Origin of the sequence: Luteibacter sp. OK325, from assembly GCF_003050935.1 — a bacterium.
Taxonomy (GTDB): domain Bacteria; phylum Pseudomonadota; class Gammaproteobacteria; order Xanthomonadales; family Rhodanobacteraceae; genus Luteibacter.
In genome coordinates this window covers 124939-137876 of sequence record NZ_QAOX01000003.1, presented here as the reverse complement: position 1 = coordinate 137876, position 12938 = coordinate 124939, and the positions used below count along the sequence as shown (strand labels likewise).

Here is a 12938-nt window from a genome sequence, read left to right as displayed (position 1 = left end):
CGGAATAGCGCCCCCCGCGACGAGGACTTCATGGCATCCCGGATCGAAGACTACGCGATGCTCGGCAACTGCCGAAGCGCCGCCCTTGTGGCACGCAACGGTTCCATTGATTGGCTGTGCGTGCCGCGTTTTGACGCCGCCGCCTGTTTCGCCGCGCTGGTCGGCGACGAAAGCAACGGACGATGGCGCATCGCGCCTGCCGATCCCGACGCCGCTTGCGAGCGTCGCTACATCGACGGGAGCCTCGTGCTGGAGACGGAATGGCGAACCGCCACCGGCCGCGCCCGCGTCATCGACTTCATGCCCTTCGCCGGCGAGCAGGTAGGCGTGACCCGGATCGTCGAAGGCATCGAAGGGCGCGTGGACTTCGAAAGCGTCCTCACCATCCGCTTCGACTACGGCAGCGCCGTGCCGTGGGTCACCCGCGTCGACGACGAGACGATCACCGCCGTCGCGGGGCCCGACCTGCTGGTCGTTCGCAGCCCGATCGCGGTCGAGGGCGAGGGCATGCACAGTGTGGCCCGCTTCGCCGTGGGCGCAGGCGACTCGGTGCCCTTCGTCATGGCCTGGGGGGCATCGCACCTTCCGCCGCCCGCGGCCCTCGATGCGCACCAGGAGCTGAAGGACTCCCTGGCCTTCTGGGAAGACTGGTCCGATCGCTGCAACGACTCCGGCGAATGGAGCGATATCGTGCGTCGCTCGCTCATCGTCCTCAAGGGCCTGAGCTATCTGCCCACCGGCGGCATCGTCGCCGCGCCCACGACCTCGTTGCCCGAACAGCTCGGCGGCGAACGGAACTGGGATTACCGCTTCTGCTGGGCGCGCGATGCGACCTTCGTGCTCTCGGCCCTGGTCAATGCCGGCTACCACGACGAAGCCAGCGCCTGGCGGGAATGGGTGCGCCGCGCGGTTGCCGGTTCGCCCGGCCAGTTGCAGGTGCTTTATGGACTGGCCGGCGAACGACGGCTCGAGGAGTACGAGCTGCCCTGGCTCGCCGGCTACGAGGGTGCGAAGCCCGTTCGCGTCGGCAACGCCGCCTCTGCCCAGTTCCAGCTCGATATCTTCGGCGAACTCGTCGGTGCTTTCGCGCACGCCGTGCGCCATGGCGTGGCCTTGCAGCCCGACGCCGACGACGTGCAGACGGTGTTCCTCGAGCACCTGGAAAGCATCTGGCGCCAGCGCGACGAAGGTATCTGGGAAATTCGCGGCGAGCCGCGGCATTTCGTCCATTCCAAGGTCATGGCCTGGCTGGCCTTCCAGCGCGCTGCCGAGCAGAACCGTGACGGCCGCGACCCGGGTTTCGTCAGGCGTTGGCGCGGCGTTGCCGAAGAGATCAAGGCGGACATTCTTGCCAAGGGCGTGGATCCGGTGCGCGGCTGCTTCACCCAGTCTTACGGTTCGACGGAACTGGACGCGAGCCTGCTCCTGGTCACGCTCACTGACTTCCTCCCGCCGGACGATCCGCGCATCGTCGCCACCGTCCGGGCTATCGAGGAGGATCTGCTTGTCGAAGGCTTCGTCCGCCGCTACGACACGCGCAGCGGCGTGGACGGCCTGCCGCCGGGCGAAGGCGAGTTCCTGCCATGCAGCTTCTGGCTGGTGGAGAACTATGTGCTGCTGGGGCGGATGGACGAGGCGAGGACGCTTTTCACGCGTCTCGTGGGGCTCGCGAACGACCTCGGATTGCTCGCGGAGGAGTACGATCCTCGGTCGAAACGACTACTGGGCAATTTCCCACAAGCCTTTTCCCACGTAGCGTTGGTTAATGCCGCTTTCAGTCTCGCGCACGGTTTCAGCGCGACTGCCGACATCCACGCTTCCCCCAATACCACCGATCCCCAAGGAGTCCGTGCATGAGCCAAGCCCAATCGAAGCGCGTTACCTCGCGCGCTCACCCGGCCGACCCGTGTACCGTCGTGATTTTCGGCGCTGCCGGTGACCTCACCAGCCGCCTCGTCGTTCCCGCCCTGTACAACATGCGTCGCACTGGCCTGTTGTCCGACAACTTCTCCGTGATCGGCTTCAATCACGGCAAGATGGCCGACAACGCCTGGAAGAAGAGCCTCCATACGGCCCTCGAACGCTATGTCGGCAATGCCGGCGCCAGGCTCGACGAGGAAGCATGGGGCTGGCTGAGCAGCCAGATGAGTTACCACGCGGGTGACTTCGACGATCTCAGCGCGTTCCAGAGCCTGGCGACCAAGCTCAAGGACGCCGAGCGCCGTCGCGGCACCCAGGGCAACGTGCTCTTTTACCTGGCCACGCCGGAGCGTTTCTTTGGCGACGTGATCGAGCAGCTGAAGACGGCGGGCCTGGTCGACGATGGCGGTGCGGACGGCAAGTTCTGGCGCCGCGTAATCATCGAGAAACCGTTCGGCCACGACCTCGCCTCGGCGCATGCGCTGAACGAACGGATCCTCAAGGTGCTGCGCGAAGACCAGATCTACCGCATCGACCATTTCCTGGGCAAGGAAACGGTGCAGAACATCATGGCCTTCCGTTTCGCCAACGGCCTGTTCGAGCCGATCTGGAACCGCGACCGCATCGACCACGTACAGATCACCGTGGCCGAGACCGTCGGCGTCGAACGTCGCGGTTCGTTCTACGAGCAGACCGGCGCGCTGCGCGACATGGTGCCGAACCACCTGTTCCAGCTGCTGGCGATGGTGGCCATGGAGCCACCGACCTCGTTCGACGCCGAAGCCGTGCGCACGCGCAAGGCCGAGACGATCGAGGCGATCCGCCCCATCCAGCCCGAAGACGCGGTGCGTGGCCAGTACGGCCCGGGCGCGGTGAACAACCAGCTGGCAACCTCGTATCGCGACGAGCCGAACGTGGCGCCGGACTCGGTCACCGAGACCTTCGTCGCGCTCAAGCTTTCGATCGACACCTGGCGCTGGTCGGGCGTGCCGTTCTACCTGCGCACCGGCAAGCACATGGGGCGCCGGACGACGGAGATCGCCATCCGCTTCAAGTCCGCACCGTTCGCGCCGTTCCGCGGCACCGGCATGGACGCGTTCGGTCCCGACTGGCTGGTCCTGCAGATCCAGCCTGACGAAGGCATCTCGCTGCAGTTCGACGTGAAGCGTCCCGGCCCGCGCGTGGAGCTCGCACCGGTCCGCATGGACTTCAAGTACGCCGACTGGTTTCGCGCCGAGCCGAACGTAGGCTACGAAACGCTGCTCTACGATTGCATGACCGGTGACGCCACGCTGTTCCAGCGCGCCGACATGGTCGAGGCCTGCTGGCGCGCCGTGCAGCCGATCCTCGACGACTGGGCACAGCGCACGCCCGCGGATTTCCCGAACTACGCCTCCGGCAGCGCGGGTCCGGCCTCGGCCGATACGCTTTTGGCGCTCGGCGGCCGCTCGTGGCGTCCGCTCAATTCCGCTGCGGAACTCAATGCGCGGCGCACGGCCAAACCCAAGGTGGACGCGTCGGCATCGGCCGAGAAGAAGCCGGGAGCTCGCAAGACGGCCAAACGTGCAGCGGTCAAGAAGACCGCGCGCGTCGCCGCCCCGAAGAAGGCTGCGACGAAGAAGGCCACGCCGGCTCGCAAGGTCGCCGTGAAGAAGGCTCCCGCGAAGAAGGCTGCGGTGAAGAAGGCGCCGGTGAAGAAATCCGCGGCGGCGCGGAAGGCTGCGCCGGTGAAGAAAGCAGCCGTCGCCGTGAAGAAGGCGGTTGTCGCGAAGCGCGCGCGGAAAAAGTAACGGTGTAGCGTTCGCTTAAGAAGAAGGGCCCGGCTTTTGCCGGGCCCTTTTTTATGCGAGATCCGGATGTGTGTGGGAGCCGGCTATGCCGGCGATGGGGTTGAGGCAACCTGGCTATCGCCGCTAAAGCGGCTCCCACAGAGAGCAGGCTCGTTATGGCGAATTACCCGCCGTGATCGTCCTTCCTGTCGCGACGCTGCGGGGCCGCCTGCTTCGGCTGCGGGGCCGCCTGCTTTGGCGCAGGCGCGCGATTCTCGTGCTGCGGTTCCGGGCGCGGAGGCGCGGCCCGCTGTTGTTCGCGTTGCGGCTCTGCATGCTGTGGCTCCACACGCTGCGGCGCCGGGCGCTCCTGAGTGGGCGGACGTTCGAACTGTTGCGGCCTCTGCGGTTGGGGCACAGCCTGTGGTCGCTGCGCCTCGGCGGCACGTTGTTGTGCCTGGGCACGTGAGTGCTCCGCTTCCTGCTCACGTTGGTCGACGCGCTGCGGCTGCGCGACCTGCTGCTGGCGCGCATCCTGATGTCCGGGTTGCGCGGCGCGCTGCTGCTCGCGCGGATCCACGTGCGGCACCTGGCCCGCGACTTGCTGCCGTGGATCGAAGCGCGTCGGTTCATTGCGTGCTGCAGGCTGGCCGGGCTGCGCCTGGCCGGGACGCAGTTGCTGCCCCCCGGTTTGCCCGGGGCGCTGGGCGAAGTCGGGCGCGCGTCCGTCGCCACGCTGTCCCTCGCCACGTTGCGCTTCCGGACGCAGCGCCTGCGGCGGTGGCAGGGCAGGGCGTGCGTTGGGCGCGGTGGGGCGGGTCATCCCCGCGGTGAAGTTCGGACGCTGCATGTGGGCGTAGTCGGGCGCCGCCGGGCGGGGTGCCGCGGCAATCGGCGCGGCCTGGCGACGGTTGTCGACATGGTTATTGTTGAAATCGTGCCGATTGTCGATGTGGGTCGAGCGATCGATGTTCACCGTGCGGTTGATCACCGTCGTACGGTTCACCGGATAAGGGTGGTTGTCGTAGACGATCGCGGGGCGGCCGTAGTGTGGGCCACCGGGGCGGCCACCGCCCCATGAGGTGTTCCACGAGTTCCAGCCCCAGCGCGGCGGTTCGCGGTGCTCGTGCGAGGAGAACAGCTGCCCGACGAGCACGCCCACGCCGAACGACACCAGACCAGTGACCACGAGATCGTCCCGGCGTGGCGGTGCTTCGTACCAGCCTTGCGAATAGACGCGGGTGACGATGGGCTCGCCATACACCGCGTCGGGATCGTAATCGGGCACGTAGACCACGTCCGACTCCGCGGGCTCGATCAGGATGGTCTGTGCGGGTGCCGCGACGATGCCGCCGTCTTCGGCCACCGTCTCGTCGTCGGAAGGGCCACGGGCATCGACCTGGACCACCTGCTGCGCGGAGTTCTGCAGGTTGCCGTGCGCGCGAGCCCGCCCACGCATGACCTGGATGGCGTTCATGACGTCGGTGGGTTCGCTCGCGTACGCCGCGCCCAGCGCGGCCGTCCATTCGGTGTTGTTGGCCAGTTGATCGAGCACGGCGGGAAAGGCCACCAGCGACTTCACGCTCGGATCCCAGGGTTGGCCGTCGGCGGCATCGATAAGCCCGCTGCCGGTGAGGTTTCGGTTCTGCTGCAGGAAATCGCGAGCGGCTCCGACGTCGTCCGGATGCGTGGAAGCGGCCAGCGTCTGCGCGACGAGACGGTCGGGGAACAGGGCGATAGGGGCGACGAGTGCGAAGAGTTGTTCGGCCGTCGGCGGCTGGTACGCGGCAGGCGCCTGTGTCGTGGCGGAGGCGGGAGCGGCAGCTGTCGTCGCCGCAACCGGCGCTGGCGCGTCGTCCGGCGCCTGGCGCTGGCAGCCCGCGAGGGCGCCGATGAGTGATACGGACAGGATGGACATCATCGGGATGTCCAGTGCGAATCGCTTGATCACCATGAGTTCCTTTGCTCGATCGTGGGCCTTCGTACGTTCAGCTTCGACGAAAAGAGGTGACTGATGGCTGTCTGAAACGATATTCCGCAAGGACTTGCTGATGTCGTTCATCGGCGCGTTGGGAAGGGATAACAGCTGTTTTTTCGCTGCAACGCAGCAAAGGAGGCATCCCAAGCGGGCCTCTGCGAAGCCTTCCGGTCATTCGACCTGACAAATTAAGTAAAACAGCTACTTACACGCAACCGTCAAATGTCTCGCTGGCGCATGGATCGATCCAAATGGACTATGAGATTTTCCGCAGTGCAGTATTTTGATCATTTCAATAATGTCAATATAAACAAATGGTTGTATTAATTTGTCTGACTTTAGATCGAGTTAAAAAATCGGTTGACAACGTTGTCACTGGACCCTAAAAATCCGCCTCGTAACAAGGTTGCAACAGCAACCCGTCGGCTCCCCCGGCGCGCAGGGCAAGTGACTTATTCAATGGAACGGACGACGACCGCAGGCGAAAGCTTGCGTGGTGTCGTTCGTCCCGAAAAAACATTCTCATCCCCAGGAGATAGCAGTGAATTACCGGATCAGCGCCCTTTCCATGGCCATCATGGCCGGGCTGTTCGCCACAGGCTCCGCCACGGCGCAGGACGCCGGCGCGACGAACCCGCCGCCCGCCACGACCACCAAGAAGGCGGAGCCGGCGACGAAGCCGGCCACCGATGCCAACGCGCAGAACGCGGCGAACCTGGAGGGCGTGACCGTCACCGGCATTCGCGCCAGCCTGCAGAAGTCGCTGGACCTCAAGCGCAACTCGGACTCCATCATCGAAGCCATCTCGGCCGAAGACGTGGGCAAGTTCCCGGACCGCAACGTGGCCGAATCGCTGTCGCACCTGCCGGGCATCAGCGTCGACCGCAACTTCGGCGAAGGCGACAAGGTCAGCATCCTCGGTACCGATCCGGCGTTGAATCGCCTGCTGCTGAACGGCCAGACCCTGGCCTCGACCAACTGGACCTCGGATCCGAACAACCCGGACAGCCGCTCGTTCGACTACAGCCTGCTCACCTCGGAAATCATCGGTAACGCCCAGGTCTACAAGACCCCGCAGGCGAACCTCGACGAGGGCAGCATCGGCGGTACCGTCATCGTCAACACGCGTAAGCCGCTCGACCTCAAGGCGAACACGCTCACCGGCAACGTGAGCTACGGCTACAACGACCGTGCCGACACGGGCAAGCCGAACGCTTCGGTGCTGTACAGCTGGAAGAACAACGACTCGACGTTCGGCGTGCTCGGCTCGGTCATGCATTCGGACCGCATCATCGATCGCCAGGGCACCGAGGTGTTCGGCTACCAGCGCGCGAACGATCCGACCGATACGGACCCGAACCACCAGTTCAATCCGAACGTCGTCGCACCGGGCACCAAGGGTGTCTACCCGACCGCGATCAACACGGCCTGGTTCCAGCAGCAGCGTAAGCGTGACGGCGTGTCGACCGACCTGCAGTGGAAGCCGAACGATGCGTTCGAGCTGAACTTCACCGGCCTGTATGTCACCGAGAAGTTCGACAACTTCAACCAGAGCCATTACGGCGACTGGTCGGGCAGCGCGCAGGACGCGACGGCACTCAACTTCCAGAACGGCGTCGGCACCAGCGGCTCCTACGGCCCGGGTGCGGCGACCTACCTCGACGGTTACGAGCGCGAGTCCAAGGTCAATACCGGCACCGCGCAGCTTCGCGCCGACTGGTACGGCGACGGCTGGTCGGCAACCAGCCAGGTCGGTTACACCGGTTCCACCGGCGGTTCCGAAGGTATCTGGAACGCCCAGTTCCAGGGCTTCGGTGGCTACAACTGGAACCTCGACGGCCAGCACCCGCAGATCAATTTCAACAGCGCGGACAACCCGTCGGCGATGCTCGCCCACGGTGCCGGCTACAGCTATGCACCGAGCTACGACCGCGAGCGCTACTTCCAGACCGACTTCCGCCACGACGTGACGTGGGGTCCGCTGAACCAGATCGAGGTCGGCATCAAGGCGACCAACCACCTCAATGGCCAGGACGCCTACGCGGCTCGCATCCCGTCGCCCGATGGCAGCGGTGTCTCGTTGTCCGACCTTGACGGTGGCGGCACGCCGGGTGGCTACCTCGGTGGTCTCGATGGCACGGGCAGCATGGCCAACTGGACGACGATCAGCCGCGGTGGCCTGCAGGACTACGTCAACAGCCTCGTCACCAGCACGCCGCTCGATCCGAAGGCCACGTACAGCATCGCCGAGCAGAACCGCGCGTTCTACATCCAGGGCGATTTCTCCGGCGATTCCTATCGCGGCAACCTCGGTGTGCGCTACTACCGCACGCGTGACACGGTGAACGGTTACAACAGCATCGGTCCGGACCAGTACGCGCCGGTGAACAAGCGCAGCACGTACCACGACTGGCTGCCGTCGTTCAACATCGCCTATGACCCGATCGAAGACGTGACATTGCGTTTCGGCGCGGCGCAGACCATGGCTCGCCCGCGTTACCAGGAGATGACCCCATACATCGCGCTGGACGACCGCACGCTGACTGGTTCGGGTGGCAATACCGACCTCAAGCCGTACAAGTCGACCAATTACGATGCCTCGGCAGAGTGGTACTTCTCGGAGAACAGCGTGCTGTCCGCCGAGTTCTTCTTCCGCCGCATCTCCGGTTACATCCTCAACACCAACGTCAAGCAGACCCATTACAACCTGACCAACCTGCGCGACGACGTGTACGACATGGAAGTTCCGGTCAACGCCGGCGTGGCCAAGGTCAAGGGTGTGTCGCTGACCTATCAGCAGTCCTTCAAGTACGGTTTCGGCATGCTGGCCAACTACACGTACTCCGATGCGAGCACGAGCAACGATTTCCCGCTGCCGTACAACTCGAAGAACGCGTTCAACCTCAGCCCTTACTACGAGAAGGGTCCGTGGGACGCGCGCGTGACCTACAGCTGGCGCTCGGCGTACTTCACCCAGATCGCACAGTTGGAGTCGGCGCAGATCACCGGTATCTTCCGTGAGCTCGACGCTTCCATCGGCTACCAGGTGAACGACCATATGCGCGTTTCGCTAGATGGCACCAACCTGCTCGACGAAACGTACTACGTGTACAACAACACGCCGGCGGAGCCGCTCAACGCTTACAAGAACGGCCGCACGTACACGCTGACGCTGGGCTTCAAGCTGTGATGCGCGGCGCGTCGCTGGCGGTGGTGGCCTGGCTTGTCGCCAGCGCCGCCACGGCGGCCACGCCGGTGGAGAGGGGCCTCTCCGCCGGCTGGCAGTTCCGCCTCGCTCCCGGAGCGGCGCCAGCGATCGCGCAGAAGGCCCCGACGGACTGGCAACCGGCCATCGTGCCGGGTGCTGTCCAGACGGACCTGCTGGCCCTGGGACGGATCGGCGATCCGTTCTGGCGTGACAACGAGGCCGGTCTCCAGTGGATCGGTCTCGCCGACTGGGACTACCAGCTTTCCTTCGACGTCGACGCGGCCGCGCTCAAGCGTGGCCACGTCGATCTGGTTTTCGATGGCCTCGACACCTTTGCCGAGGTCAGCCTCAACGGCAAGAAGCTGCTCGCCGCGGACAATATGTTCCGTCGCTGGCGCCTGCCGGTAAAAAACACGCTTCACGCCGGCGGCAACACGCTGCGGGTGCATTTCCAGTCACCCATCGCCCGCCTGCAGCCCTGGCTGCTGAAACAGCCGTATGCGCTGCCGGGTGAATTCGATTCTTCCTTCGGCGACGAGCCGAAGGGCAAGCAGACCTCCAACTACGTCCGCAAAGCCAATTACCACTACGGCTGGGACTGGGGTCCGCGTTATCTCGCCGCCGGCATCTGGCGGCCCGTGCGCCTGGAAAGCTGGGACGACCTGCGTCTGGCGGATTTCCACATCGCCCAGGTGAAGGTCGACGAAGCCAATGCGCATGTCGATGCGCAGCTCGAGCTGCACGCCGACAAGGCCGGCCCGGTCAAGGTCGCCGTCGAGTGGACCGCGCCGAACGGCACGCACGGCGCGCAGGAACGCGACGTCACGTTGTCCACCGGCGAGAATCACGTCGCGCTGCCGATCGATATCGATCATCCGCAACGCTGGTGGCCGGTCGGCTACGGCGATCCGAATCTGTATCGCTTCCACACCAGCGTGAGCGCAGCCGGTGCGAAGGTCGCCGAGGCCGATCGCGAGACGGGCCTGCGCAGCGTGGAGCTTCGTCGGGAGAAGGACCAGTGGGGCAGGGGTTTCGCCTTCGTCGTCAACGGTGTGCCCATTTTCGCCAAGGGCGCCAACCTGATTCCGTTCGACAGCTTCCCCGCGCGGGTCACGACAGCGCGCATGGAGGCCATCCTGCGTTCGGCACGCGACGCCAACATGAACATGCTGCGCATGTGGGGCGGTGGCACGTACCAGGACGATGCGTTCTACGCCGCGGCCGACCGCATGGGCCTGATGATCTGGCAGGACTTCATGTTCGGTGGCGCGATCACGCCTTACGACGCGGCGTTCCGCGAAACCTCGCGCATCGAAGCGGTGGAACAGGTCACGCGCCTGCGGGATCACCCGTCCATCGTGCTTTGGGCCGGTAACAACGAAGTGCAGACCGGTTGGGAGTCCTGGCCGGATCGCGAGGACTTCCGCAAGTTCATCAATGCCGACGAAGTGCGCCGCCTCGACGAGGGCATGCGCGAACTGTTCGGCAGGACGCTGCGCAAGGTCGTTGGTGATCTTTCGCCGCAGACACCTTACTGGGCCAGTTCACCGAGCACCGATTTCGACGGTGAAGCCAACGTCGAGAACGACGGCGACTTCCACTACTGGAAGGTGTGGTCCGGCTCCGAGCCGATTTCGCACTACCTCGATATCACGCCGCGCTTCCAGTCCGAGTACGGCCTGCAGTCCTTCCCGGTCATGGCGACGATCAAGGCTTTCGCCGAGGCCGGCGACATGCAGCCGGAGTCGAAGGTGATGCGCGCCCACCAGAAGTTCGCTAACGGTGACGGCAACCAGCGCCTGCTGCTGTACATCCGCCAGGAGTATGGCGAGCCGAAGGATTTCCCCTCGTTCGTTTACCTCAGCCAGGTGATGCAGGCCGAAGGCATCGAACTGGCGGCCGAGCACCTGCGCAGCGCGCGTCCGCGCAGCATGGGCTCGCTGTATTGGCAGCTCAACGATGTCTGGCCGGGCGCTTCCTGGGCCAGCGTGGATTATTTCAATCGCTGGAAGGCCCTGCAGTTCCACGCGAAGCGCTTCTACGCGCCGGTGGACGTGGTGCCGCTGCGCCGCGACGGCAGGACCGAGGTGTTCGCCGTGTCCGACCGCACAGCCGATTTCGATGCCAGCCTGCGCACGCGCGTCTACGACATGGGCGGCAAGCTGCTTCGCGACGAGAGCCGGCCCGTGCACGCCAGCGCGCTCTCCAGCACGAGCGTCGAGCACGTGGACGACGCCGGGCTGCTCAAGGGCGCCGACCCCCGGCATACCGTGGTTGCCTTCGACCTGATCGAGCAGGGCAAAACCCTGGCCCACCACCTGCTGTACTTCGGCGCGGCGCGCACGCTCGCCTTGCCGACGCCGGAACTCACCACAAACCTGCGCGACAGCGGAAACGGCCTCATGCTGACGGTCACGGCGAAACGACTGGCGCGTGGGGTGTGGATCGACACGGGCGACCTCGACGTCCGCTTGTCCAACAACGCCTTCGACCTGCTGCCCGGTGAGAGTGTCGATATCGTGATCGACGGCAACGTCAACCTCGATACGCTTCGTCATGCTGTGTCCGTACGCTCGCTGGTCGATGCCCTGAAGGAGAGTCAGCCGTGAATCCCCGTCGTCGTAACCTCATCAAGTGGATGTCGCTGGTACCCAGCGTCGCCATGATGGGTGGCATCAGCGCGAGCGCGTTCGCCACCTCGCGCTTCCCCAGCAAGCGGCCTGCGGCAGGGCAACGCAAGTTCACCAGCGATGCCGTGGAAGCGCTGATCGCTTCGACCAAGAAGAAGATCACCGATCCCGAGCTGGCCTGGCTGTTCGAGAACTGCTTCCCCAATACGCTCGACACGACGGTGGAGGTCGGCCGCCTCGACGGTTACGAGGACACCTTCGTCGTCACCGGCGACATCGACGCGATGTGGCTGCGTGATTCCTCGGCCCAGGTCTGGCCTTACCTGCCGCTGGCGCCGAAGGACGAAGCGTTGCGCAAGCTGTTTCGTGGACTGATCCGCCGCCAGGCCCGTTGCATCGCCATCGATCCCTACGCCAATGCCTTCCTTCCCGATCCCAAGGGCAAGAGCAAGCTGGACTGGGCGCAGGCCGACCAGACCGACATGCATCCGGGTGTGGCCGAGCGCAAATGGGAAATCGATTCACTCTGCTACCCGGTGCGCCTTGCGCACGGTTACTGGCAGACCACGGGCGACCGCGAGCCCTTCGACGACGCATGGCGCGCCTCGACGCGTCGTATCGTCACGACCTTCCGCGAGCAGCAGCGCAAGGACGGTCCGGGCCCTTATCACTTCCAGCGGCAGTCGCCCAATCCGACCGAGAGCCAGTTCCTGAAAGGCTACGGCCAGCCGACCCGCCCGGTGGGCATGATCCACCAGATGTTCCGTCCGTCGGACGATGCCACCGTTTATGCATTCAACATCCCGGGCAACCTGTTCGCCGTGGTGACGCTGCGTCGTCTCGCCCAGATGCACGGCAGCTTCTACGGCGACCAGGGATTCGCCGACGAGTGCCATGCACTGGCCGACGAGATCGCCGCGGCGGTCGAGCAGTACGGCGTGATCAAGGATCCGGCCGGCGACTACTGGGCCTACGAAGTGGACGGTTACGGCAACCAGCTGTTCATGGACGACGCCAATGTGCCGAGCCTGCTCGCCATGCCTTACCTGGAGAGCGCGCCGCACGATGCGCGCTACCAGCGTACGCGTGACCGCGTGTGGAGCACGCACAACCCGTACTTCTTCAAGGGCAGCGCCGGCGAAGGCGTCGGCGGTCCGCACGAAGGCCTGCGCATGATCTGGCCGATGTCGATCATGATGAAGGCGTTCACCACGGACGACGTCGCCGAGCAGCGACAATGCCTGCACTGGCTGAAGACCACGCATGCCGGTACCGGCTTCATGCACGAGGCGTTCGATCAGGACGATCCGAAACAGTTCACCCGCGTGTGGTTCGCGTGGGCCAATACGTTGTTCGGCGAGCTGGTCGTCCACCTCGCCGATAAGCATCCCGATTCCCTGCGCCGCGTCTGACGCGGCATTGAGCTGGAGCGA

The 12938-nt window shown here is 64.9% G+C and carries 6 protein-coding genes; 5 read left to right on the top strand and 1 reads right to left on the bottom strand.

Annotated elements, in window-relative coordinates; translation table 11 throughout:
• The first annotated feature begins 30 nt into the window (after nt 1-30).
• Together C8J98_RS08380 and zwf are read left to right on the top strand one after the other, a co-directional pair.
• A complete protein-coding gene (locus tag C8J98_RS08380) occupies nt 31-1857 on the top strand; it encodes a glycoside hydrolase family 15 protein (RefSeq protein WP_107912743.1) in 1827 nt (608 codons plus the stop codon).
• Entirely contained in the window at nt 1854-3710 is a 1857-nt protein-coding gene (gene zwf / locus C8J98_RS08375) for a glucose-6-phosphate dehydrogenase (RefSeq protein ID WP_107912742.1), read from the top strand. The genes C8J98_RS08380 and zwf overlap by 4 nt, the downstream gene beginning before the upstream one ends.
• Nucleotides 3711-3873: 163 nt before the next feature.
• Here the strand turns inward: zwf and C8J98_RS08370 are convergent, their stop codons facing one another.
• The gene (locus C8J98_RS08370) at nt 3874-5640 is read right to left on the bottom strand and encodes a DUF3300 domain-containing protein (RefSeq protein WP_158272649.1); all 1767 of its coding nucleotides are present in this window, start codon (nt 5638-5640) and stop codon (nt 3874-3876) included.
• A 595-nt stretch (nt 5641-6235) separates the two neighbouring features.
• Here C8J98_RS08370 and C8J98_RS08365 point away from each other — a divergent pair.
• Genes C8J98_RS08365 through C8J98_RS08355 form a run of 3 tightly spaced genes read left to right on the top strand, consistent with a single transcriptional unit; the run spans nt 6236 to nt 12917 of the window.
• Nucleotides 6236-8857: a TonB-dependent receptor gene (locus C8J98_RS08365; protein ID WP_107913050.1), complete on the top strand. Its 2622-nt coding sequence runs from the start codon at nt 6236-6238 to the stop codon at nt 8855-8857.
• Nucleotides 8857-11484, top strand: coding sequence for a glycoside hydrolase family 2 protein (locus tag C8J98_RS08360; protein WP_107912740.1), 2628 nt, complete (start codon nt 8857-8859; stop codon nt 11482-11484). Before C8J98_RS08365 ends, C8J98_RS08360 begins: the two co-directional genes overlap by 1 nt.
• Before the next feature lie 53 nt (nt 11485-11537).
• On the top strand, nt 11538-12917 hold the full coding sequence (locus C8J98_RS08355) for a glycoside hydrolase family 125 protein (RefSeq protein ID WP_233260181.1): 1380 nt from the start codon (nt 11538-11540) through the stop codon (nt 12915-12917).
• Nucleotides 12918-12938: the final 21 nt, after the last annotated feature.